General features: G+C 55.9%; 25 protein-coding genes and 1 tRNA gene. 8 read left to right on the forward strand and 18 right to left on the reverse strand.

What is annotated here, in order from left to right:
* The first annotated feature begins 42 nt into the window (after positions 1 to 42).
* Together H6A20_RS07530 and H6A20_RS07535 are read left to right on the forward strand one after the other, a co-directional pair.
* On the forward strand, positions 43 to 1254 hold the full coding sequence (locus tag H6A20_RS07530; RefSeq protein ID WP_204906522.1) for an ion transporter: 1212 nt from the start codon (positions 43 to 45) through the stop codon (positions 1252 to 1254).
* Positions 1255 to 1334: 80 nt separating this feature from the next.
* Positions 1335 to 1405 (forward strand) — tRNA-Trp (locus tag H6A20_RS07535).
* A gap of 322 nt (positions 1406 to 1727) precedes the next feature.
* Here H6A20_RS07535 and H6A20_RS07540 read toward each other — a convergent pair.
* The 4 genes from H6A20_RS07540 to rplM all read right to left on the reverse strand — a co-directional run bounded on the left by H6A20_RS07540 (position 1728) and on the right by rplM (position 4166).
* Positions 1728 to 2462 carry a nucleotidyl transferase AbiEii/AbiGii toxin family protein gene (locus H6A20_RS07540; protein ID WP_338106635.1) on the reverse strand — a complete coding sequence of 245 codons (735 nt, stop codon included), beginning with the start codon at positions 2460 to 2462 and terminating at the stop codon, positions 1728 to 1730.
* Between the two features lie 94 nt (positions 2463 to 2556).
* Positions 2557 to 3144, reverse strand: coding sequence for a type IV toxin-antitoxin system AbiEi family antitoxin domain-containing protein (locus H6A20_RS07545; RefSeq protein ID WP_204906523.1), 588 nt, complete (start codon positions 3142 to 3144; stop codon positions 2557 to 2559).
* 172 nt (positions 3145 to 3316) lie between these two features.
* Positions 3317 to 3709, reverse strand: a complete 393-nt coding sequence (gene rpsI, locus H6A20_RS07550) for a 30S ribosomal protein S9 (RefSeq protein WP_204906524.1) — start codon at positions 3707 to 3709, stop codon at positions 3317 to 3319.
* 28 nt (positions 3710 to 3737) lie between these two features.
* Entirely contained in the window at positions 3738 to 4166 is a 429-nt protein-coding gene (gene rplM / locus H6A20_RS07555; RefSeq protein ID WP_204906525.1) for a 50S ribosomal protein L13, read from the reverse strand.
* 290 nt (positions 4167 to 4456) lie between these two features.
* Here rplM and H6A20_RS07560 point away from each other — a divergent pair, with 290 nt between their 5' ends.
* From H6A20_RS07560 to H6A20_RS07570, 3 genes are all read left to right on the forward strand, one after another.
* Positions 4457 to 5824 (forward strand): MATE family efflux transporter, encoded by a 1368-nt coding sequence (locus H6A20_RS07560; RefSeq protein WP_204906526.1) that lies wholly within the window; start codon positions 4457 to 4459, stop codon positions 5822 to 5824.
* A 98-nt stretch (positions 5825 to 5922) separates the two neighbouring features.
* Positions 5923 to 7230: an alpha-amylase family glycosyl hydrolase gene (locus tag H6A20_RS07565; protein ID WP_204906527.1), complete on the forward strand. Its 1308-nt coding sequence runs from the start codon at positions 5923 to 5925 to the stop codon at positions 7228 to 7230.
* 22 nt (positions 7231 to 7252) lie between these two features.
* A complete protein-coding gene (locus H6A20_RS07570) occupies positions 7253 to 8191 on the forward strand; it encodes a carbohydrate kinase family protein (RefSeq protein ID WP_204906528.1) in 939 nt (312 codons plus the stop codon).
* Positions 8192 to 8211: 20 nt separating this feature from the next.
* On the opposite strand, the gene H6A20_RS07575 is transcribed toward H6A20_RS07570, so the two are convergent.
* The 7 genes from H6A20_RS07575 to H6A20_RS07605 all read right to left on the reverse strand — a co-directional run bounded on the left by H6A20_RS07575 (position 8212) and on the right by H6A20_RS07605 (position 14543).
* Positions 8212 to 8736: a flavin reductase gene (locus H6A20_RS07575; protein ID WP_204906529.1), complete on the reverse strand. Its 525-nt coding sequence runs from the start codon at positions 8734 to 8736 to the stop codon at positions 8212 to 8214.
* Positions 8737 to 8753: 17 nt separating this feature from the next.
* A complete protein-coding gene (tyrS, locus tag H6A20_RS07580; RefSeq protein ID WP_204906530.1) occupies positions 8754 to 9974 on the reverse strand; it encodes a tyrosine--tRNA ligase in 1221 nt (406 codons plus the stop codon).
* Positions 9975 to 10416: 442 nt separating this feature from the next.
* Positions 10417 to 11130 carry a DUF5714 domain-containing protein gene (locus H6A20_RS07585; RefSeq protein WP_204906549.1) on the reverse strand — a complete coding sequence of 238 codons (714 nt, stop codon included), beginning with the start codon at positions 11128 to 11130 and terminating at the stop codon, positions 10417 to 10419.
* On the reverse strand, positions 11130 to 12260 hold the full coding sequence (gene nagA / locus H6A20_RS07590) for an N-acetylglucosamine-6-phosphate deacetylase (protein WP_204906531.1): 1131 nt from the start codon (positions 12258 to 12260) through the stop codon (positions 11130 to 11132). Before nagA ends, H6A20_RS07585 begins: the two co-directional genes overlap by 1 nt.
* 119 nt (positions 12261 to 12379) lie before the next feature.
* Entirely contained in the window at positions 12380 to 12709 is a 330-nt protein-coding gene (locus H6A20_RS07595; protein ID WP_204906532.1) for a hypothetical protein, read from the reverse strand.
* Positions 12710 to 12799: 90 nt separating this feature from the next.
* Positions 12800 to 13852 (reverse strand): sensor histidine kinase, encoded by a 1053-nt coding sequence (locus H6A20_RS07600; RefSeq protein WP_204906533.1) that lies wholly within the window; start codon positions 13850 to 13852, stop codon positions 12800 to 12802.
* Positions 13842 to 14543: a response regulator transcription factor gene (locus H6A20_RS07605; RefSeq protein ID WP_204906534.1), complete on the reverse strand. Its 702-nt coding sequence runs from the start codon at positions 14541 to 14543 to the stop codon at positions 13842 to 13844. Before H6A20_RS07605 ends, H6A20_RS07600 begins: the two co-directional genes overlap by 11 nt.
* Positions 14544 to 14737: 194 nt before the next feature.
* On the opposite strand from H6A20_RS07605, the gene H6A20_RS07610 reads away from it, so the two are divergent.
* Positions 14738 to 16021, forward strand: coding sequence for an L-cysteine desulfidase family protein (locus H6A20_RS07610; RefSeq protein WP_204906535.1), 1284 nt, complete (start codon positions 14738 to 14740; stop codon positions 16019 to 16021).
* Between the two features lie 66 nt (positions 16022 to 16087).
* Here the strand turns inward: H6A20_RS07610 and truA are convergent, their stop codons facing one another.
* From truA to H6A20_RS07640, 6 genes are all read right to left on the reverse strand, one after another.
* Positions 16088 to 16864 carry a tRNA pseudouridine(38-40) synthase TruA gene (truA, locus tag H6A20_RS07615; RefSeq protein ID WP_204906536.1) on the reverse strand — a complete coding sequence of 259 codons (777 nt, stop codon included), beginning with the start codon at positions 16862 to 16864 and terminating at the stop codon, positions 16088 to 16090.
* 18 nt (positions 16865 to 16882) lie between these two features.
* A complete protein-coding gene (locus tag H6A20_RS07620; protein ID WP_204906537.1) occupies positions 16883 to 17707 on the reverse strand; it encodes an energy-coupling factor transporter transmembrane component T family protein in 825 nt (274 codons plus the stop codon).
* Positions 17708 to 18571: an energy-coupling factor transporter ATPase gene (locus H6A20_RS07625; protein ID WP_204906538.1), complete on the reverse strand. Its 864-nt coding sequence runs from the start codon at positions 18569 to 18571 to the stop codon at positions 17708 to 17710.
* Positions 18556 to 19416: an energy-coupling factor transporter ATPase gene (locus H6A20_RS07630; protein ID WP_204906539.1), complete on the reverse strand. Its 861-nt coding sequence runs from the start codon at positions 19414 to 19416 to the stop codon at positions 18556 to 18558. The genes H6A20_RS07625 and H6A20_RS07630 overlap by 16 nt, the downstream gene beginning before the upstream one ends.
* Positions 19417 to 19587: 171 nt before the next feature.
* Positions 19588 to 20106 carry a peptidylprolyl isomerase gene (locus H6A20_RS07635; protein ID WP_204906540.1) on the reverse strand — a complete coding sequence of 173 codons (519 nt, stop codon included), beginning with the start codon at positions 20104 to 20106 and terminating at the stop codon, positions 19588 to 19590.
* Positions 20107 to 20181: 75 nt separating this feature from the next.
* Complete coding sequence (locus H6A20_RS07640; protein WP_204906541.1) at positions 20182 to 20802, reverse strand: hypothetical protein; 621 nt, start codon at positions 20800 to 20802, stop codon at positions 20182 to 20184.
* Positions 20803 to 20919: 117 nt separating this feature from the next.
* Between H6A20_RS07640 and H6A20_RS07645 the strand changes: the two genes are divergently transcribed.
* Entirely contained in the window at positions 20920 to 21516 is a 597-nt protein-coding gene (locus H6A20_RS07645) for a putative ABC transporter permease (protein ID WP_243426167.1), read from the forward strand.
* Here H6A20_RS07645 and H6A20_RS07650 read toward each other — a convergent pair.
* Positions 21503 to 22231, reverse strand: a complete 729-nt coding sequence (locus tag H6A20_RS07650; protein WP_204906542.1) for an NAD-dependent protein deacylase — start codon at positions 22229 to 22231, stop codon at positions 21503 to 21505. The genes H6A20_RS07645 and H6A20_RS07650 overlap by 14 nt on opposite strands.
* 228 nt (positions 22232 to 22459) lie before the next feature.
* Here H6A20_RS07650 and H6A20_RS07655 point away from each other — a divergent pair, with 228 nt between their 5' ends.
* Positions 22460 to 23845 (forward strand): PD-(D/E)XK nuclease family transposase, encoded by a 1386-nt coding sequence (locus H6A20_RS07655; RefSeq protein ID WP_204906543.1) that lies wholly within the window; start codon positions 22460 to 22462, stop codon positions 23843 to 23845.
* Positions 23846 to 24049 lie beyond the last annotated feature (204 nt).

The raw sequence follows: 24049 nt of genomic DNA on the forward strand, positions 1-24049 counted from the left end.
TTGTTATATAATTTAAGAATACACAAGAGGGAGGCACGCTCTATGCAGGGTACATGGGAAAAGCGCAGAAAAAGGATCTTCGAGATCATAGAAGTGGGGACAGAGTACGACTATGTCAGCCGGATTTATGATTTTTTCAACGCGTTCTGCATCATCCTGAACCTGGCCGCCAGCATGGTCTACACCTTTGACTCCTACCGGGAGGCGTACGGCGCTCTCCTGATGACCATAGAGCAGGTGACCGTGGCCCTCTTCATGGTGGACTACTTCCTCCGGGTCTGGACCGCAAAATATCTGTACCCCGGCAGCTCCCAGCCGCGGGCCATCTGGAAGTACGTGACCTCCTTCACCGGCATCGTGGACCTGCTGTCCTTCCTGCCCCAGTACCTGCCCTTCTTTTTCCCGGCAGGCGCCATCGCCTTCCGCATGTTCCGGATCATCCGGATCTTCCGGCTGTTCCGCATCAATGCCTACTATGACTCCCTGAACGTGATCACAGAAGTCATTGTCAGCAAGAAGCAGCAGCTCTTCTCCTCTGTCTTCATCATCCTCATGCTGATGTTCGCCTCCAGCCTGTGCATGTACAGCCTGGAGCACGAAGCCCAGCCGGACGTGTTCTCCAACGCCTTCTCCGGCATCTGGTGGGCCGGCTCCACCCTGCTCACCGTTGGATACGGGGACATCTATCCCATCACCACCCTGGGGAAACTGTTCGGCATCTTCATCGCCTTCCTGGGCGTGGGCATCGTGGCGATCCCGACCGGTATCATCTCCGCCGGCTTCGTGGACCAGTACTCCCGCATCAAGAGGATGAGTGAGTACGGCCACGAGGCGGACATCCATTTCATCCAGATCCAGCTCACCGAGCAGGACCCCTGGGTCGGGAAGACCATCTCCCAGCTCCATCTGCCCACCCGCGTCATTGTGGCCGCCATCCAGCGGGACCACCGCATCCTCGTCCCCCGTGGCAGCATGACCCTCAGGATGGGGGACTCCATGGTGCTCGGCGCGGAGTCCTTCCACAACAATAAGGGAGAGCGCATCCAGCTCAAGGAGATGGCCCTCCAGAAAAACCATCCCTGGATCGGGCAGCGCATCCGGGAGCTTGACATCTCCCGGAAGTCCATCATCGTCCTCATCCGCCGGGGTGAAAAGACCATGATCCCGCACGGCGGCCTTGTCCTGCGGGAGGGGGATATGGTCATCTTCTACTCGCAGATGCACATAGCCGGCGCGGAGGCGATCGACCTGTAATTTTCAAAAATACAGATTGACAAAGCGCGGCCGGATATGATATAAATATCTAGTGACCGATTTACATCGGGAGCAGGTACAGGGGATTGGTCAAATGGTATGACAGGAGTCTCCAAAACTCTTAGCGGGAGTTCGATTCTCTCATCCCCTGCTCTTAAAGAGCCAGAAACGCTTATTTTACGAGCAATTCTGGCTCTTTTTCTTTATCCGGAAGATCAGAGGGTATCAAACATGGTACTTTTCCATAACCTCCCGGAACATCTGTCCTGGGAGGCCATTCTGCGCCTTGCGGCGTCTGGATCGAATATTGTTGTATCCGATTAACGCTTGCTTAACGTTTGGGTAACCGAAAATAGCGGGAATACGGGGATTCAGCCAGGATTTGTTGCAGATGCGTTGCAAACTGTTGAAGACTGAACATGATTGAGGACACCTCTTTTTAATCTCGGATGCATCTCACCATCTCGGTGATTTTATTGTAATGTACTTCTGATTTTTTCTTCACCACAAAACTGCAGTCCCGCTGTAATCTGTTTGAAAAAGTCTGCGTTCCACATATTCAAAGAAGCTGTGTCTCTGATAAACGGCTCTACATCCTGTTTCGCCTGACGAAAATCAATGGCATCAAATCTTTCATACAACATACGTCGCAGCTCCGGGAGCGTACATTCCACATCTTCGGAAATAAAGCCGGACTGCAGAAGCCGTGCCCGCAAATGTTTTTGATTCACAGCACTCCCCCTGGAGAGATAAAATACATAATCATACAGATCCCGTCCTTTTATCCTGCTTTTCCACGCTCTGCAGAGCACCGCATGGATCTTCCCGGCAAACAAAGACGGCATATCATACAGGTTCACTTCATATGGTGTCGGAAGAAGCCGGTATTTATGCTCAAAACCGGCATACTCCGGCGGATTGATGTCGACCTCGAATTTTATTTTAACAACCTCACTTCTGGCAACACTTCCCGCCAGATCCCCATCCGCATAAAACAGCAAAAGATGTTCTTTGGTATTTCCTTTCAAAAAAGCAGAACGGATATTGCTTTCCTTCGTCTTTTCCTTCTCCTGTATCGTAACATGCAGGCCAAAGGCACGTACCTCTTTCTCCAAAACCGGAAAATAATCGCTCAGATCAAAATCCGGAGTGCCGTTCCGCCATAAATGGCTGCTTTCTGAAAGAACCCCGCCCGAGAAAGTCCGCACAGGACAATCTCCTGCATGATTTCCTTCATCGCGTTTTTCTGATCATATATATTTTCTATCCGATAGTTCTTCAACATCTGTTCAATTGCCGTATTCATCTCTTCATCCTCCGCAATAACGACGCCATTTTCTTTACGTTTCCAGAATGATAATGTTCGGCTAAAACTGCCACTTTATCCGCATCTAATTTACACAGTTCCGTTTCTTCAATCCGCAGATCTTCTGTCAGAAGCGCAAAAAGTTCCCTGCCGTTTGCCGCCGGATGCATTGTGCACAGTTTATCGCACAGGGCCTTTTCGGGTTCTGCAATACGGTAAAAATACTCCTTTTCCTGCACGACCCTGAGTTCCAGTGGAAACGCCTCAGATGGAACATCTCGATAAATAAAAGTGCCAAACATTGTTTCATATCTTTTTTTCTTCTTTTTTTCAAAAGTGGCACAAGTAATCGTATATACGGTCTCAGGTATCAATCCATAATACGCAAGCGCATACTCGAAAGAAATATAAGACGGTCCATAGATACTCCCTGCCAATAAATATCCCGGAACCGTCCGGTCAGTCTCATATAACCCCCGCACAATCGGAAAGCATTCACCCCGCTTCGTCATACGCGAAAGTCTGGCCGCCGGATTGGAATATTCTTTTAATTCTTCCAGCATCATTTCAGTAGTTTTTATCATATTTTCACCTCTTAATACAATAATATGAGATTATATGGTGAAAATCAGGTGTTTTATTGTTTTCGTTTTGCACTGCTCACAAATGAATATAAATACAAAACCTCCCAGAACATCTGTCCCGGGAGGCCATGCAGCGCCTTGCGGCGTCTGGATCGTATATTGTTGTATCCGATTAACGCTTGCTGAACTGCGGAGCGCGACGGGCAGCCTTGAGGCCGTATTTCTTACGCTCTTTCATTCTCGGGTCACGTGTCAGGTAACCGGACTTCTTGAGGATCGGTCTGTAGTCAGCATCAACCTGCAGAAGGGCTCTTGCGATGCCGTGACGGATCGCGCCTGCCTGTCCTGTGTATCCGCCGCCCTTTACGTTTACGATCACGTCAAACTTGCCCTCTGTCTCTGTGGCAACCAGGGGCTGGCGGACGATAACCTTCAGAGTCTCCAGTCCGAGGTACTCGTCGATGTCTCTCTTATTTATTGTAATCTTGCCTGTTCCAGGTACAAGATATACTCTTGCGATAGATTTTTTTCTTCTTCCTGTTCCGTAAAATTTAGATGTAGCCATTTCTTAATATCCTCCTTTCGACCTCTGATTAAAATTTCAGCTCTTCCGGCTTCTGAGCCTGCTGCTCATGCTCCGGTCCTGCATACACATGAAGTTTCTTGATCATGCTTCTTCCTAAAGGTCCTTTCGGAAGCATTCCTTTGACTGCCAGCTCGATCACTTTCTCCGGCTTCTTGTTCATCATCTCTGCCAGAGTCGTCTCCTTCATTCCGCCGACATACTCGGAGTGATTGTAGTAGATCTTCTGATTTAACTTCTTGCCTGTAAGCTTCACGTCCTTGGCGTTGATCACGATCACGTAATCGCCTGTGTCAATGTGGGGTGTGAACTCCGGCTTGTTCTTTCCTCTTAAAACCTTCGCTACACCTGATGCTAAACGTCCTAATGTATATTCTGAAGCGTCAACTACATACCATTTTCTCTCAATCTTGTCTGGACTGGCCATATAAGTTTTCATGGGTTTACCTCCTGCATAGTTTGCATTTACAATAAGAATAATATGAAATGTTCTATCGAAATCAGCCAGGTTCCGGGGCTTTGGTGCCTGGTGTTTCTCCTTTTGTCATACTGCATTATTATATTATACGCATCCACGCGTGTCAACTGTTTTCTTGGAGTTTTTTCAGCATTTTCTTGTATAGTTCCCGCGTATATTCTATAATATTTTCTGCAGGTGCGCGGCCCTGCCGCCGCGCGGATCATTTCCTGCTTTATTACCTATTTAAAGATACTACGGAGGAACCCCTCATGTCAAAACATATCGATCTTGTAAACGGCCCTGTGCTCTCATCCCTCACCCGTCTGGCTCTTCCCATCATGGCCACCTCCCTGATCCAGATGGCCTACAACTTAACGGACATGCTCTGGATCGGACGGCTGGGCAGCGATGCGGTGGCTTCCGTCGGCGCGGCCGGGATGTATATGTGGCTCTCCAACGGCCTGGCAGCTTTGCCCAAAATGGGCGGCCAGGTGTGCGCCGGGCACGCGCTCGGAGCGGGCAGGCCGAAGGAAGCCGCCTCCTTCGCCTCGGCAGCCCTGTGGATGACAGCTGCGCTGGGCCTTCTCTATGGGCTGTGCTGCATTCTGTTCGCTGATCCGCTGATCGGATTTTTCAATCTCAACAGCGCCCAGGTCATCGCAGATGCGAAGATCTACCTCCAGATCACCTGCGGCCTCGTTGTCTTCTCCTTCATAAACCAGGCGTTTACAGGACTGTTCACGGCAGCGGGGAACAGCCGCAATTCGTTTGCCGCCACCCTCTCCGGCCTGGTGATCAACATGGTCCTGGACCCGGTGCTCATCTTCGGCCTGGGGCCCTTCCCGGTGATGGGCGTCATGGGCGCGGCCATCGCCACCATTTTTGCCCAGTTCATCGTGACAGTGGTGTTTGTCTTTTACGCCGGAAAGGACACCATCCTGTTCCGCCATATGGAGATCCGCAGGCGGCCAGGCTGGGAACAGCTGAACCGCATCCTGCGCATCGGCTTTCCCACCTGCGTGCAGAACATGCTCTTCACCGGCATCTCCATGATCATTGCCCGCCTGGTAGCCGGATACGGGGACGCGGCCGTGGCTGTACAGAAGGTGGGCTCGCAGATCGAGTCCATCTCCTGGATGACGGCGGAGGGATTCGCGGCCGCTGTCAACTCCTTCCTGGCGCAGAACAGCGGCGCCGGCAAGCCGGACCGGATCCGCAGCGGCTACCGCAGCGCCATGGGCGTTGTGCTCATCTGGGGCGTCTTCTGCACCGTGCTTCTGATCGGTTTTCCGGAGCCCATCTTCCGCCTGTTTATCTCCGAGGCGGACGTGATCCCCATGGGCGTGGACTACCTGGTCATCCTGGGCGTGTCCCAGCTCCTCATGAGTGTGGAGATCACCACAGCCGGGGCGTTTGCCGGCATGGGCAGGACGCTCCCGCCCTCCATCTGCAGCATTGTCCTTACTGCCGCCCGGATCCCCATGGCTCTTGTTATGGTGAAAACGCCGCTTCACCTGAACGGGATCTGGTGGAGCATCACGATCTCCAGCATCTGCAAGGGAATCGTCCTGTTCCTCTGGTTCCGCCTGTATCTCGGGGGCGCGCTCAGCCGGATGGAGAAGTCTGTCCAGCGCTGAAAAATGTGAATAATAGACAATTTTCACTATACTTTTCTGTGTTTATATAGTAAAATAGACGGGACGTATAGAAACAACAGGAAAGCGAGGCTAATCTTATGTGGGCTTACAACAGCATTTTCTATCAGATCTATCCCATCGGCTTCTGCGGCGCGCCGGTGCACAACGACGGTGCGTATGCGCCCCGCATCCGCAAGCTGATGGACTGGAGCGCATACCTGCAGGAGCTTGGTGTGGACTCCATTCTTTTAAACCCTGTATTTGAATCGGACAACCACGGCTACGACACGAGGGATTTCCGGAAGATCGACTGCCGGCTCGGCTCCAACGAGGACTTTGCGCAGGTCTGCCGGGATCTGCACGCGCACAATGTAAAGATCGTCCTGGACGGCGTGTTCAACCATGTGGGCCGGGGGTTCTGGGCGTTTCAGGATGTGCAGGAGAAGAGATGGGATTCCCCCTACAAAGACTGGTTTCTCATCAACTTCGACGGAGACAGCTGCTATGGCGACGGCTTCTGGTACGAGGGCTGGGAGGGCCACTTTGAACTGGTAAAACTGAACCTGCGCAATCCGGCTGTCGTGGAGTATCTCCTGGAATGCGTGAAATTCTGGGTGGACGCATTTGACATCGACGGGCTGCGGCTGGATGTGGCATACTGTCTGGAGCCGGAGTTCATGAAGCGGCTCCGGAGCTATACGCAGCAGCTGAAACCGGATTTCGTCCTCATCGGCGAGGTTCTCTTCGGGGATTACAACCGGATCGTCAACGGGGAGATGCTCCACAGCTGTACCAACTATGAGTGCTACAAAGGCATTTACTCCAGTTTCAATTCCATGAACATGTTCGAGATCGCCCATTCCCTGCAGCGGCAGTACGGCTCTGAACCGTGGTGCCTCTACCAGGGCAAGCATCTCATGACATTTGTGGACAACCATGATGTGACGAGGATTGCCAGCATCCTCACGGACAGGAACCATCTGCCTCTGACGTACGGACTTCTCATGGGCATGCCGGGCATTCCCTGCATCTACTACGGGAGCGAGTGGGGGGAGCCGGGCGAGAAGGCGCCGGGCAATGATTATGCCCTGCGCCCCTGCTTTGATAAGCCAAAGCCAAATGAGTTGACAGAGCTCATCCGAAAGCTGATCCGCGTCCGCCAGAAAAGCGACGCCCTGTGCAGCGGTTCCTACCGCAATGTCGTCCTCACAAACCACCAGCTCATCTTTGAGCGGGCCACGGAAAACGAGCGCGTCATGGTGGCCATCAACGCCTCCGCCGGTCCCTTCACCGCCGCCTGCGGCGACCTGAACGGCTCTGTCACAGACCTCCTGACCGGTGAAAAGATGAGCCTTGCCGGACAGCTGGACATGCCGGCATACAGCATACAGTACCTTGCATTCTGATCCGTACCAGGAGGAATTGCCTATGAGCCATCCATCTTACACCATCGTCGGCGCAGCCATCCTGGACATCCTGGCCCGGCCGGTGGACGCCTCTGTCTTTGCGGCTGGCTCTGTCCCCGCGGAGACGGTCGCCCTGCACACAGGCGGGGACGCCATGAACGAAGCCTGCGTTCTGGCGGATCTGGGCGCGGACGTCCATCTTGTGAGTAAAGTCGGCCGGGATCCGGCCGGGGAAATGGTCCTTCATGCATGCAGCAGACGAAACATTGACGCCGCCTTTGTCGGCGTGTCTTCAGACATCCCCACCGGGACGAATATCGTACTGGTGGATCCAAAAGGAGAGCGCAGCTTTATCACGGCTCCCGGGAGCACCCTGCGGCAGTTTTATCCGGCGGATGTGCCGGACGCGGCCCTGCGGCCGGGCGGGATCCTCTGCTTTGCCAGCATCTTTGTCTCGCCCCACTTCGGGAACAGGGAGCTGGCCTTTCTTTTCTCGAAAGCAAAGGCGGCCGGGATGACGGTGTGCGCGGACATGACAAAACGCAAAAAGGGCGAGACGGTCCGCGATATGGCGGACTGCCTCTCCCTTCTCGACTATGTTTTCCCCAACTATGAGGAGGCTGCCCTCCTGACCGGCGAGTCAGACCCGGACCGGATCGCGGACGCTTTTCTCGCCTGCGGCACCAGGCATGTGGTCATCAAGGCCGGAAGCCGGGGCTGCTATGTCTGCACGCCCGACAGGCGCTTCTGGTCCCCGGCATACGCCCGGGCCCGGTGCATCGACACCACCGGGGCCGGAGACACGTTCACCGGCTGCTTTCTCTACGCGCTTGGCCACGGCCTTCCCACCGCGGACTGCGCCCGCTTTGCCAACGCAGGCGCCTCCCTCTGTATCGAACAGACAGGGGCCGTCGGAGCGGGGAAGGATCTGCAGGAAATCCTAAAAAGAGCAGGCCTCTGAAAAAGGGACCTGCTTCTTTTTTACTCTCTCACCAGCACCTTCTCGATCTCACCGATATACATGGTGTGGTAATCCTTCTTGGGATACCATTTCGCATCGCACTCCGTGTCCACGAAGCACTCGGGATACATCTCCTGGGCATAGAGCTTGCGGCACACGAAGATCATCTCCGCCTCCTCCACTGCCGCTGTCTCCTCCAGTGTCTTCTCGTCAATCAAATACGGGTGAAGTCCTGCTTTCTCCCACTTGTCCGCCGCATCCCTGCCGGATACGGAGCCGCAGATATTGAGCGCCTCCCGCTTATCTTCGGGAAGGAAGGAAATCGTGAAGCGGTCGTTTCCGTCCACAAATTCCTTTGTGTATCTCTGGGGCCTGATGTAGGCGGTCACCACCGGCTTGCCCCACATGATGCCCACGCCGCCCCAGCTTGCGGTCATGGTGTTGGACTTCATGCTGTCTCCCGCTGTGATCAGCATCCACTGCCTGCCGATCTTGTCAAAGGGATTAAATGAGAGTGTCTGGATATCAACTTCCTGAAATGCCATGATCCTGTCCTCCTTTTTTACTCCATCACGATCTTCCGGAAATTTTTCTTTCCTTTCTTCACAACAACGCCGGCTTTAAACGCATCCTCCGTAAACACCTCGTGGATGTTGGTGATCTTCTCCCCGTCCACGGAGACGCCGCCCTGCTGCACAGCGCGCCTCGCCTCGGACTTGGAGGGCACCAGCTGTGCCTTCACAAGCATGGTGAGGATGTCCATGCATCCATCCTCCAGCTCATCCGCCGTCAGCGTGGTCGTGGGCATATCGTCCGCATTGCCCTGGCTGAAGATCGCCCGCGCAGACTCCTGCGCCTTCCGGGCCTCCTCCTCGCCGTGCACCAGCTTGGTCAGCTCAAACGCCAGGATCTCTTTTGCCGTGTTCAGCTGCGCACCCTCCCAGGCATCCATCTTGTCGATCTCCTCCAGCGGAAGGAACGTCAGCATGCGGATGCATTTCAAAACGTCCGCATCGGCCACATTCCGCCAGTACTGGTAGAACTCGAAGGGGGACGTCTTCTCCGGGTCAAGCCACACAGCGCCGCTCTGGGTCTTGCCCATCTTCTTTCCCTCGGAATTAAGGAGCAGGGTGATGGTCATGGCGCAGGCGTTCTTGCCGAGCTTGCGCCGGATCAGCTCCGTGCCGCCCAGCATGTTGCTCCACTGGTCATCACCGCCGAACTGCATGTTGCACCCGTACTTCTGGTACAGCACATAGAAATCATAGCTCTGCATGATCATGTAGTTGAATTCCAGGAAGCTTAAGCCCTTCTCCATCCTCTGCTTGTAGCATTCTGCCGTCAGCATGCGGTTGACGCTGAAGTGCGGCCCCACCTCCCGGAGCAGGTCGATGTAATTGAGATCCAGCAGCCAGTCCGCATTGTTCACCATGAGCGCCTTGCCCTCAGAGAAATCAATAAAGCGGCTCATCTGCTTCTTGAAGCAGTCGCAGTTGTGCTGGATCTGCTCCGGCGTCATCATGGAGCGCATGTCTGTCCGGCCGGAGGGATCCCCGATGTAACCCGTACCGCCGCCGATCAGGGCGATCGGCCTGTTGCCCGCCTCCTGGAGGCGCTTCATCAGGCACAGCGCCATAAAATGTCCCACGTGAAGGCTGTCCGCCGTGGGGTCAAAACCAATGTAAAACGTAGCTTTTCCGTTGTTGATCAGTTCCCGGATCTCTTCCTCGTCCGTCACCTGGGCGATCAGCCCTCTCGCCTGCAGTTCTTCATAAATACCCATGTCTCTTCTCCTTTTTTCTTCGCATATATCCGGCGCTTTCCCTCACAGGGAACGCGTCCCCCGCAAAACAAAAAGCCCCTGCTGCTCACACAGCAAGGGCGAAATTCTTCCGCGGTACCACCTTCATTCACCGGTTCCTCACAGTCCCGGCCTCACCGGCATGCTCTCCCGGAAACGCATCCGTCTCCACGGTTCACAGCCTGGCACTTTAACGCGCGCCAACCCGTCGCAGCCTACTTGCCCGCAGGCGTTCGGTGCAAAGCTCCGAGACGTATTCACATGCGGTTCCTTCGCGCGCCTCTCATCAGCCGGCTGCTTTCTGTGGGGGTGTCCCGGATGCTACTTGCTCTCTTCCAAGCCTTTTTTCATATTTCTCTGTCTGACTGCCATCCTAGCCCATCTGCGCGGATTTGTCAAGCCCATTGTCTGTGAATGGGAAAATTCAACGGTTGTTTCCCCTGTCATAATACGGGCAGCTCCCTCTCCGGCACTGCGGGTTTTCCTCCGAGAACGCGCAGGTGATCTTCCGGGGCAGTTCCATCTCCACGCCCAGCTCTTCTCTTGTCATGTCCACGGCTTCCCTTATGGCTGTAAACGTATCCCGCTTGCAGCACCTGGGCCCGCCGATCTCTCCGATGGCCGCAAGCGCCCTGGCTGTCATCCGGTTGGACAGCCCCCAGGATCTTCCCCCAAGGGGCGTGGCTCCGGTGACAATGCTCATGTATATGCCGGCGCTCACCCCGGCGCCGCAGCAGCCCCAGAAGCCGCAGGCGCCGCCCGGCACCTGGCTGCCCCTCTCCTCCATCAAAGAGAGGGCCTTCTCAAGATCCAGCTGCCCGCCGCTGTTGCAAAATGCGGCCAGAAGAGCTGCGCCTGCCAGCACATGGTGCTCCGGCCCGTGCATGTAGATGTAGGGATCCTCCATGATCCTTTGCGCCACCGCGACAGGATCCCGCAGCTTTGTCTCCCTGCAGAAATCCCGGATCACGTCCAGCCCTTTCCTCGCATGGCAGGCGTCACAGACGTAGTGTCCGTCCCTGCAGGAAGCCTGGCTTTGTTCCTTTTTCCCGCAGAAGACACAGGTCATCTCCCGCGCCTTCTCGCTGTATACAAGTTCCCGGCCGCAGACAAGGCAGCCGCCCCGCCGTCTCTCCATCACAGCACCTTCCCGTCTTTGATGACCGCCCGGAGGCTTAAATCCTCCCGCAGGAGCACGATGTCCGCCTTCTTCCCAGGCGTGATGGAGCCGCGGCTTTCATATACGCCAAGGCTCCGGGCCGGATTCACGGATGCGCAGGCAACCGCTGTCTCCAGCGGGATCCCCATCTTCCGGACAGCCGTGCGCAGGCAGTCCATGAGATTCGTGACCGAACCTGCCAGGGCGCCGTCCGACACAAGGGTGGCGTGATTGCCCTTCACATCCACATCCAGGCCTCCCAGGGTATATCTGCCGTCCGGCATACCTGTGGCGCGCATGCTGTCGCTGATAAAAATGATCCGGTCTTTGCCCAGCATGCGGAACGCAGAGCGGACCATGGCCGGATGGATGTGGACGCCGTCGCAGATCAGCTCCGCCATCACGTGGGGGCTGTCCGAAACTGCTCCCACCACCCCCGGCGCCCGGTGGGAAAAGGCTGGCATGGCATTAAAAAGGTGCACGGCGTGGCAGGCGCCCCGGTCATAAGCCGCCTTGGCGGCATCATAATCCGCGTTGGTGTGGGCCAGCGACACGTGGACTTCATCCTTCACGGCATCCACAAACTCCAGCGCCCCCTCGCGCTCCGGCGCAATGCCGATGTAGTTTACCATTCCTTCCGCCGCCTTCTGGAAGCGGTGGAAAATGTCCACGTCGCAGGGCAGGATGTTGCGCGCATCCTGCGCCCCTTTCTTCGCCTCGCTGATGAAGGGGCCCTCCATGTTGACGCCAAGAAGGTCCGCCTCTGTCCCCGCCTGCTGCTCCCGCCTGCAGGCAGCCCCTGTGGCGAGGATCTGCTCCAGTTCCTCCACCGGCAGCGTCATGGTGGCGGGGTTGATGCCCGTCACGCCTACCGAGGCCTCGTACCGGGCGATCTCCCGGACCGCCTCCTTTGTCCCGTCGCAAAAGTCATGGCCCATGCAGCCGTGGAAATGGATGTCGATAAGTCCCGGGATGGCGTAGCATCCCTCCCCGTCGATCACATCGTCGTCCGCCTGGGCTTCTTCTGTGATGAGGCCGTCTTTTATATAGATCTCACCTTCTGAAAAGATCTGGTCTTCCCCGTATACTTTTACATGTTTGATCCGCATATTCTTCTCTCCTTCCGGACCTGCGCCGCGCTTCCCTGTCCTGCGGCGCCGTCTCACCACATTATAATATACCTGCGGGCCGGAGACAAGGTCTGCGGCGCGGCAGATCCAACGGCCCTCTAGAAGACGAGCCAGAGGATGCTCCCCGCCAGGGAGACCGTGAGGAGCAGGTAAGCCGCCAGTCTCCCCTTCCCTGCGGAGGCCCGGAAATGGACCGCCATAGCCGCGATGCACAGGGCGCCGAGTCCCAGCGCGAGAAGCCGCTGTCCCACCCAGTTGGACGGGAGCGCGTAGGCCCGCACAGCCGACAGGGCGACGCCCCAGATGGACATCAGATAGAAGATCACCTTCCGCGCCTCCTCGTTCTTTACAAGAAAAAGGGCCAGGAGCCCCGCAATGCTCACCACGCTGATCCCGATAAAAAAGAGAACTAAAATTCCAAGTGCCATGTCTGTATCCTCCTGTTTCTGTTTTTTTCTTTACAGGCAGCATTCTAGCACCAGGTTCTGAAGAAAGAGCAGATAAAATTCTGAAGAAATCTAAAGAACCGGCGAAACCTTCAGCGTGATCTCCACGCAGAACATCCCGTCCGCCTCCTTTGCGTCCACCTCCCCGCTCCAGGCCTGCGCCGTCTCCCGGATGCTGGCAAGGCCGATGCGCCGGCTCTCCGCCTGGGGCGACGGCTCTGTCCGGACCGCGTTCTGCTGGAAAATGACAAGGGTGTCTTCCCTGCTTTCCACTGCCAGTGTCACCTCTTTCTCAGGATCCGCATACTTCTCCACGTTGGAGATCAGGTTGTCCATGATCCTTCGCAGGGAAGTCAGGTCCGCCATGCCGGCTCCCATGGAGCACGCCGACAGGTCGATCCGGCAGCGGAACCGCTCCTCCAGGATCTCCTCCCACTCCGCCGCGAACTGGCGCATGAGAAAGGTCATATCCTCCACCTTCTCCCATGTACCCCGCCGGCCGTCCAGAAGCTGATCCATCAGTTCCCTGACCTGGACCGTCTTTGCCCGCACAAGCGCCATGTAACCCCGCAGTTCCTCCTCGCTGACCGTCTGCCGCTTCTCCAGGAGCTCGGTGTAGGACAGCATGGAGGTGAGCGGCGTCCGGATATCGTGGGACAGGGAGCGGATGAAATTCTCCCGCGCCTCTTTGCTCTCCCTCTCCCGCTGCTTCAGCTCCCTCTCGGCGGCGGCGAAGTAGTTGATCCCTTCCGCCAGGCGGGTCAGCTCATCGTCGCCCTCGGCCGGGACCGTGTCCACCGCGCCCTCCCGCAGCTTTTCCACCCCGGCAGTGATGCGGACCAGATAGGAGAGTCTCTGCCCAAGCAGCAGAAGGAAGAGGAAAAGAAATACCCCCACTGCCGCTGCGATGCACACGCCCCTCAGCCAGACATGCAGCGCCGCGGTCATCATGCCGTCCAGCCGGATCTCATTCCTCTCCAGGTAGACGTCCGACACGGACTGTCCCATGGCATAGAGGAAGAGGAAGGTAAACGCGGCCACTACGACAGAAAACACAAGATATTCGAGGATCTCCGCCGACAGCTTTCTGGCGCGGCCGGCTTTCTGCTTTCTCCTAATCCACATAGTATCCCTTCCCCCATGCTGTCCTGATGTACTTCGGGCTGCGGGAATCATCCCCCAGCTTCTTCCGGATGTTCTTGATGTGCACCATGATCGTTGTATCCCCCACTGCTTCCTCCTCCCAGACGCTCGCATAAATATTGTCCAGGGAGAAGATCTTCTTCCGGTTCAGGATAAACAGTTCCAGGATCCTGTACTCCGTGTGGGTCAGGGCGATCCGCTCGTCGCCCCGGTGCAGGGACTGGCCGTCCCGGTCCAGCCGCAGATCCTTGTAGCACAGTTCCCGGTCCGACTCATCCCGGACGTTGTACTGCTGCCGCGCGTACTCCCGGCTCCGTCGCAGGAGCGCCCCCACGCGCATGAGCAGTTCCGCGTTGGAGAATGGCTTTACGATATAGTCGTCCGCCCCCGCGTCAAAGCCCATCTGCTTGTCTGTCTCCCCCGAGTAAGCCGTCAGGAAGATCACCGGCGCGTAGTATGTCTTACGGATCTCCCGGGCCGCGGCAAACCCGGACATCACAGGCATATTCACATCCAGGATGTAGAGATCCGTGTCCGCATCCGCCAGATCGGCAGCCTGTCTTCCGTCTTCGGCCGCCGTCACCTCATACCCCTCCTCTTCCAGGAGGATCTTTAACACGGCCCGTATCTCTTTTTCATCATCCGCTATCAGGATCTTTGCTTTTTTATCCATGTCCGTTCCCTCCGTATCCAGGTATATGTTCCTCTTTCTTAGACGCTATCACACCCGGAGCGGCAAGGCAATCTTTTCTTCTGGATTCATAATAAAAATGGATGGATTTTGCCGGAAATATCATTGTAGGTTTGTCCCGTTTTTGCTATAGTACGTATAGATAGATTCTATGGTATGCAAGGGGAATACATAAGATGAAACCGAATGTTTACGAGAGCTACACAAAGATCCTGAAGGCGGAGCTCGTCCCGGCCCTGGGATGTACGGAGCCCATCGCCCTGGCCTACGCCGCCGCCAGATCCGTGGAGATCCTGGGCGGATTTCCGGACCGCATGGAGGCGCTGTGCAGCGGCAACATCATCAAGAATGTAAAAGGGGTGAAGGTTCCCAACTCCGGCGGCCTCAAAGGCGTGGAGGCAGCTGTGATCCTGGGCGCCTGCGGGGGAACGGCGGACAAGGAACTGGAAGTCCTTGAGAGCGTGACAGAGGACGACCGCATGCGCACACGGGAGCTGCTGGCCGCCCGCTTCTGCTCCTGCCTTCTGAAGGAGGGCGTGCCCAACCTGTTCATCGAGATCCGCTCCTATAAAGGAGAGGATTCCTCCGTCGTGCGGATCGAACAGAAGCATACAAACATCACCTATATGGAGAAAAACGGCGAAGTGCTCTACCAGAAAGACGCCGTGGAGACACAGAAGGCACTGGACAAATCCCTTCTGAACCTGGAAGACATCATAACCTATGCCCGGGAAGTTGATCTGGATGATGTCCGGGATGTGCTGGAACGGCAGATCGACTACAACACAGCCATCTCCGACGAGGGGCTTCAGAACCGCTGGGGCGCCGGCGTTGGGCAGACTGTGCTGGAAGAATTCGGAGACGACGTAAAGTGGCGCGCCATCGCCAGGGCAGCCGCGGGCTCAGACGCCCGCATGAGCGGCTGCTCCCTGCCTGTCATCATTATCTCCGGCTCCGGCAACCAGGGCATGACCTGCTCCCTGCCTGTCATTGAGTATGCACGCTCCACCGGAAAGACCCACGAGGAACTTCTCCGGGCGCTGTGCGTTTCCAATCTGACCGCCCAGGATCAGAAGCGCTACATCGGGCCACTGTCCGCCTACTGCGGAGCCGTCTGCGCGGCGGCAGGCGCAGGCGCCGGCATCACCTTCCTGTGCGGCGGCACCACAGAGCAGATTGAAAACACCGTCATCAATACCATCGTCAATGCCGGCGGCATCACCTGCGACGGCGCCAAGCCAAGCTGCGCCGCCAAGATCTTCGCCTCCCTTCAGGCAGCCTTTCTGGGCCACCGCCTGGCCATGAAGGGCTTCCGCTTTGAAGCGGGCGAAGGGCTCGCCATGGACACGGCTGAGGACACGGTAAAAGCCATCGGCTACATGGGCCGGGAGGGCATGCGCCAGACCGACATTGAGATCCTGAACCTGATGATCGGCAAGACGGATCTTGCCTCTATCTGATCCCAGGCAAAGGAGGGCGCACATATGAGCTTGCCCTTGCGATCGACCCCGGGAAATGTTCGGGGGCTAGTACCGGATCTCCAGCAGCACAAGTCCCTGAGGCGGCGCGGTGACGCCCGCCTCTGTGCGCACCTTCGCCACCAGGATCTCCCCCACCTTTTCCGGGGGGTAAAACCCGCGCCCCACCCGGATCAGGGTACCGGCGATGATGCGGACCATGTTGTAGAGGAACCCGTTTCCCGTGACGCGGATCACGATCTCCCTCGCATCCTTTGTGCTGTAGGAAAAAGCGCCCTCCGCACAGGGATGCTCCTCGATCTCCAGGCTGTCTATGCGGCGCACGGTATCCTCCGCGCTTGTGCGGATGCAGCAGAAACTGGCGAAATCATGCTCTCCCACAAGATATGAAGCACCCGCGCGCATCTTTTCCACATCCAGAGGAAAATAGACGTAGGTGCTCGTTCTCTTCTTCAGCGGATTGGCTGTGCGGGCATTGTAGATGTGGTACTCGTACGTCTTTGTGATCTGCTCCTGATACCTGGGGTGCCAGGTGAGGGGCACTTCCTCTGACTGCACGATCACAATGTCGTCCGGCAGCTTCTGGTTCAAAGCGAGAGCCATCCGCTCCGGCGGGATCGTACTGCGGGTGTCGAACACAGCCACATTGCCGAGGGCGTGCACGCCGGAATCCGTGCGGCTGGCGCCGATGACGCGGATCTCCTCCCCGGTGAGGGCAGTCAGTTTTCTGTTCAGCACTTCTTCTATGGTGATCCCGTTGGGCTGGATCTGCCAGCCGCAGTAATCTGTGCCGTCGTAGGCCACAGTCAGTTTGATCCGTCTCAATTTGCGTTCCTCTTTCCTCTAAAAGATCCAGATGTGAAGCGGCACGTACCTTCCGATGACAAACACCGCCACAACATATACAACCATCACGATATAGGCGATCCGGTCCCTGCTTCTGTAGCGCAGGGGCTTCATCTTTGTGCGCCCCTCCCCGCCCCGGTAGCATCTGGCCTCCATGGCCATGGCCAGGTCGTTGGCCCGGCGGAAGGCGGACACGAACAGCGGTACAAGAATGGGGATCATGCTCTTCGCACGCTGGATGATGTTGCCGCTCTCCAGATCTGCACCCCTGGCGATCTGGGCCTTCATGATCTTGTCCGTCTCCTCCAGGAGGATCGGGATAAACCGGAGCGCGATAGACATCATCATGGCCACCTCGTGCACCGGCACGCGCACCCTGTTCAGCGGGCCGAGAAGGCTCTCAATACCGTCCGTCAGGGCATTGGGCGTAGTGGTGAATGTCATGAGGGAGGACCCGGCGATCAGGTAGACAAGGCGGATCGCCATAAACACGGCGGTTCGCAGTCCTTCCGCAGTAATGGTAAAGATCCAGGCATGAAAGAGCACCTCCCCTCCTCTTGTGAGAAAGAGATTGAAGATTACCGTGATCATAAGCAGCATGATGATGGGCTTCATGCCCTTCATGATATAGGAAAACGGCACTCTCGACATGCGGATGACGGATATGAGAAAGAGCGTGGCCACCAGATAGCCGGGGATGCTGTTGAAAAGGAACAGGGAGATCAGGTAGAGCAGCGTTCCCACAAGCTTCACCCGCGGATCCAGACGGTGCAGGATGCTCTGGGCCGGATAGTATTGTCCTATTGTAATATCTCGAATCATCTATGCGCCCCTCCGTCTCTTCTTCACTGCCTCCAGGATCTCATCTGCGGCTTCCGCCACGGTAGTGGCTGTCACCCCCACGTCAAATCCCGCCTCCCGGATCTCGTGCATGATGTAGGTCACCTGGGGGGCCGCAAGTCCGATCTTCTCCAGCTCCTGATAGTGGGCGAAGACCTGTTTCGGCGCATCGTTGTAGAGGATCTTTCCCTTATTCATGACAATGATCCGGTCCGCGTACTTGGCGATGTCCTCCATACTGTGGGAGACAAGGATGACCGTCATGCCCGTCTGCCTGTGAAGCCAGGCGATCTGGTCGAGGATATCGTCCCGTCCTTTTGGATCCAGCCCGGCTGTGGGCTCGTCCAGGACAAGGACGCCCGGCCGCATGGCGAGGACGCCCGCAATGGCCGCCCGCCGCTTCTGACCGCCGGAGAGCTCAAAGGGGGAGGATTTCCAGTATTTCTCCTTCAGCCCCACCAGGCGCAGCGCTTCCTGCGCCCGCTTCACGCACTCTTCCTGGGAGAGGCCCTGGTTCTTCGGCCCAAAGCAGACATCCGTCAGCACATCCACCTCAAACAGCTGGTGCTCCGGGTACTGGAACACCAGGCCCACCTGGGTGCGCAGCTGCTTCATGTCATAACCCTCCGCGTAAATATTCTCCCCGTTGTAGTACACAGTCCCGGCAGTGGCCCGTATGAGGCCGTTCAGATGCTGGGTCAGGGTGGACTTCCCGGAGCCAGTGTGCCCGATGATGCCCACAAACTCGCCGTGGGGGATCTCCAGGCAGATATCCGAGAGAGCCTTCTTCTCATAGGCGGTCCCCGGACTGTATACATAGTCTACATGTTCTAACTTAATCGACATAGCGCTTCCACCAACTCTTCCTTCTTCAAAATACCGGCCGGGATATCCAGTCCGCGTTTTTTAAGTTCATCGGCAAGCATCGTCACCTGGGGCACGTCCAGCCGGTAGGACTTCAGCGTGTCCACCTGGGAGAAGATCTCCCGGGGCGTACCCTGCATCACAATGTGCCCGTGATCCATGACAAAGATCCGGTCCGCATAGATGACTTCCTCCATATAGTGGGTGATCAGGATGACTGTCACGTGTTTCCTGTGCCGCAGCTCCCGCACGGTCCGGAGGACTTCCTTCCGGCCGTTTGGATCCAGCATGGCAGTGGGCTCGTCCAGAACGATGCATTTGGGCTCCATGGCGATGACGCCGGCAATGGCCACCCGCTGCTTCTGTCCGCCGGACAGTTTGTTGGGCGAATGGTGCCGGTACTCGATCATACCCACGGACCTGAGGCTGTCCTCCACCCGCTTCCAGATCTCATCCGTGGGAACGCCCAGGTTCTCCGGGCCGAATCCCACATCTTCCTCCACCACAGTGCCGATGATCTGGTTGTCCGGGTTCTGGAATACCATGCCGGCGCTCTGCCGCACATTCCAGAGCTCCGCCGGGTCTTTCGTATCCCGCCCGTCCACCCACATGGTGCCGCCGGTGGGGACGAGGATCGCGTTCATGTGCTTGGCCAGTGTGGATTTGCCCGAGCCGTTGTGCCCCAGGATGGCGATGAACTGCCCTTCCTCAATCCCGAGGTCCACCTGGTCGATGGCCCTGGATGTACCGATCACATTGCCCTCGTCGTCCCTCTTTTCATATTCAAATACAAGTTTATCTGTCTGGATCATATGATGTTTCGTCATGTTTTCCGCTCCCCTGTAATCATCGGAAGTGCCAAAAGGCACATTCCGGGATTGTAGGCGGTCGCCAAGGTCTCGGGCAAGCCCGGACTTTGGCTCGTCGCCAGCACAAAAAAGACACAGCATGTACATACTGTGTCTTATTTTACGTGATTCAGCTCTGTTTTGCAAGGCCTACGCCTTCTCCGGCTCCGGATACTGCGTTCCCATCGTATCCACCGTCACCTTTTTCATCCGCTGCGTCTCCAGGGGCCTGTCGCTGTAGTCGGTGGCTGTCTGTGCGATCCGGTTCACGACATCCATGCCCTCGGTGATCTTTCCAAACGCAGCGTATGCGCCGTCCAGGTGGGGAGACGTCTTGTGCATGATGAAGAACTGGCTGCCTGCGGAGTCCGGATGCATGGCCCTTGCCATGGACAGAACGCCCTCCGTATGCTTCAGGTCATTTGCAAAGCCGTTCTGACTGAACTCGCCTTTGATCGTATAGCCGGGGCCGCCCATGCCTGTCCCGTCCGGGCAGCCTCCCTGGATCATGAATCCCCGGATGACCCGGTGGAAGATCAGACCGTCATAGAAGCCTCTGTTCACCAGGGAAATAAAGTTGTTCACTGTGTTGGGGGCGATCTCCGGATAGAGCTCCGCCTTCATGATGTCCCCGTTTTCCATCTCAAATGTTACAATTGGGTTTGCCATACTTATTTACCTCATTTCTGTCATTCATTGCTCTCTGACATTCTATCAGATTTTTCCCTTTTATCCAACTGCATTTTACTGCGCGCCAAGAGAATACAGCACCATGCCGCCCTTCTTCTCATATCCGGTGTCCCACAGCTCCTCCAGGTCAAAGACTGTCGCCTCCCCGTAAGTTGCCGCAGTCACACAGAATCTTCCCTCCCGCTCCTCATAACCGGTGAGGAGGAACCAGTGCCAGATAAAATCTGCAAACTGTTCCCTGTTCCGGTGATGCAAAAGCAGGAAAGGCACGGGAAGATCCGCATCGATCTGACGCTTCACGGCCGCTTTTGCCTCCCCGGCGCTCCTCTCCCCGTAAAAAGGCTCCATCCCGAGCGCTCTGCCGTCCTCATTTCCGAGATCCAGCAGGTAGGATCCAAATCCTTCCATGTAGGTTTCCAGCCTGTCAATCCCGCCGCGGCGGGGCTTCAGATAGGGCTTCATCTTCATGCTGAAGGCCTTGTAGTCCTGCTGCGTCAGCCGATGCGCATCATAGGGATACAGACCCTCCATCCCCTTCCGGAGGGCCAGATAAATACAGGTGTCGCAGGCTGTGGCCGCCCCGCAGCCGCCGATGTGCATGACCACGTTGGTGAACCAGTCCTGGTTCCCGCCGTAAGACTCCCCGATGTTAAAATATGCCAGATGCCGTTCCATATTCCGCCTCATTTCTTCATAATTTCTGTACAAATCTTTCGGAAATCTTCATAATTTCCTGCTCTTTATCTTTAGAACTCTCTCCTATACTGAGAGCAGTAAAAGGAGGAAACCATCATGAAAACTGTCAGCCTGCATACCGGACATATTCCCGCACAACACGGACAGGAAGTCTCCTGCCAGCCCATCTACCCGGTGTCCTCCCTGGTCCTGATGTTCTTTGTGTTCTCAGGCGCAGGCTGGATCTGGGAAGTGGGATTTCACCTTGTCCTGGACGGCCAGTTCTTCAACCGTGGTTTCCTTGCCGGTCCCTGGCTTCCCATCTACGGGACCGGCGGCGTGCTGATCCTCATTCTTCTGCGGAAATGCCGGAACCGCCCTCTTCTCTTCTTTGTCCTCACAGTTCTTCTGTGCGGAACGGTAGAATACATGACCGGCTTCCTCCTGGAGACGTTCTTTGGGGTTCGCTGGTGGAATTACAGCGGCATGCCCTTCCAGATCCACGGACGGGTCTGCCTGGCAGGTCTCCTCCTGTTCGGCTGCGGCGGCCTGGTCATCACCTACGCCGCCGCTCCCGCACTGGATGAACGGATCCGCCGGATCCCGCCGCGGCCGCGCACATTTCTGTGCACGGCCCTCTGCCTTCTCTTTGCAGCGGACCTGGTGCGCTCCCTCCTCTCCCCCAACATGGGCCTTGGGATCACCTCACTTTGATCTGCCCCAGGATCTCCCCGATCGGCGCGGAGATCGTCAGCTCGGCCCCCACTTCCCGGGCGGTCGCGCTCTTATTGATCACTGCCAGATGTCTCCCTCGGAAATAGTCGATAAAACCTGCTGCCGGATACACCACGAGGGAGGTACCGCCGATGATGAGGGTATCCGCCTCCGCAATGGCGCGGATGCTGTTCTGGATCGTCCCGGCGTCCAGGCTCTCTTCGTAGAGCACCACGTCCGGCTTGATGAGCCCGCCGCACTCGCACCTGGGGATGCCGGGAGCAGCCTTTACGAAAGCCGCGTCGTAGAACCGGCCGCACTTCTGGCAGTAGTTCCTGTGGATGCTGCCATGGAGTTCATACACCCGCCTGCTGCCCGCCTTCTGGTGGAGTCCGTCGATGTTCTGGGTGATGACTGCCGAGAGCTTCCCGGCATCCTCCAGCTCGGCCAGCTTCCGGTGGGCCGCATTTGGCTCCGCGTCCAGACACATCATCTTTTCCTTATAGAACTCGTAGAACACATCCGGGTGCGCCATAAAAAAACTGTGGCTCACCACCTGCTCGGGCATGTACTTATACTGCTGGTGATAGATCCCGTCCGCGCTGCGGAAGTCCGGGATGCCGCTCTCCGTGGATACCCCCGCCCCGCCGAAAAAGACGATCCTCTTGCTGTCGTCTATGATCTCCTGCAATTTTCTTACTTCCTCTTCGTACATTCCTGCACCGCCTCCCTTTCTTCTTTCAGTTTAGCACGTTTTCCCAATCGTTTTAAAGACGGTTCTGCATTTTCCTGATAAAAGTTCTTCTACAGATTTTCATTTTCTGTTGTATTTTCCCGAGTCTTATGTTAATATATCATCAATCTGCACTACTTACATAAGTAGTATCTGTCAAAGCCATCAGGGCATCTAAAATCATTTCTTTTTTCCAGGGAGGAACTGTCTATGAACAATCTGAAGAACTATTTCCCAATGATCCGTACAAAACAAGAGATCCTGTCAGAAATCCAGAACTCAGACGATCTGTCAGCCATATATGACAGCTGGACGCCGGAACAGCAGAACCATTTTCTTTCGTTCTGTTCCGGCGAAAAGGGGATCAGCATCCTGACAGACGGCTTTATCAAAGAAATCTTCAATCCCGAGTATGCCCCTGAGAGAATGGAAGATTTTCTCTCACTTCTTCTCCATCAGCCGGTCAGGATCAGATCCGTCCTTCCCAATGACTCGGCGAGGATTGCCGGCGAAAGTTATCTGATCATCACGGATATCGTCATAGAGCTGTACGACGGCAGCATCGCCAACCTGGAGATCCAGCGGCTTGGATACATGTTTCCCGGGCAGCGCAGCGCCTGTTATTCCGCCGATCTCCTCCTCCGCCAATACCGGCGGGTACGCAGCAGGAAGCAAAAAAGATTCAGCTATAAAAACATTCAGAACGTCTACACGATCGTGCTTTATGAAAAATCCCCCTCAGAATTTCATGCTTTTCCAAACGATTATGTCCATTATCTGGAGGCTGTTTCCGACACAGGCATAAAGATCGATCTTTTGCAGAAATACATATTCGTCCCGCTTGACATATTTCAGAAAAACCTGCACAATAATGGTATCAGGAACCGCCTGGAAGCATGGCTGGCCTTTCTCTCTTCCGACAGCCCCGAGATCATTCTTCCTCTTTTGAAAGATTACCCATCCTTCCAGAAGCTTTACGAGGAACTCTATACACTATGTCAGAACACAGGGAAGGTGATGAATATGTTTTCAGAGGAGTTGGCTATACTGGACCGGAATACAGAACAGTATATGATGGATGAAATGCAGGCCGAGATCGACCGGATAAAAACAGAAAAGACGCAGATCAAAGCTGAGATCAGCCAGATGCGCGCCGAGAAGGATGAGATGTGCGCAGAATACAGAAAAATACGCGCGGAATATGACGAAATGCGCACAGAGAACGACGAGATGCGCGCAGAATACAGAAAGATATGTGCGGAATATGACGAAATGCGCACAGAAAACAACGAGATGCGCGCCAAGAACAACGAGATGCGCGCAGAAAATGACGAGATGCGCGCCAAGAACAACGAGATGCGCGCAGAAAACGACGAGATGCGCGCCAAGAACAATGAGATGCGCGCAGAAAACGACGAGATGCGCGCCAAGAACAATGAGATGCGCGCAGAAAACGACAAGATGCGCGCAGAAAACGACAAGATACGCTCTCAAAACGACGAGATCCTCGCAGAAAACGACAAGATAAGAGCCGAGCTTGCTGCCAGGGACAAGATGATCGCTGACCTGAAACGGCAGCTCGCCTCCCGGGATTAAGGGAAAACCTTGCAGGAGAAGAGGCAGGCGCCGGAAATCCGGCGCCTGCCTCTTTTTACACGGCGGTGTGAAAGTTTTTCTGTAAATACGTAAACATAAGAGGTTCTTCTATGATAAAATCTAAATCATAGGAGGGCCTTTTATTATGGCAAAACAAAAGAAACCTGTTCATCGGGTACAAATGACGGAAGGAAAACGAAACAT

The sequence above is a fragment of the Mordavella massiliensis genome, assembly GCF_016901695.1.
GTDB lineage: Bacteria > Bacillota > Clostridia > Lachnospirales > Lachnospiraceae > Claveliimonas > Claveliimonas massiliensis_A.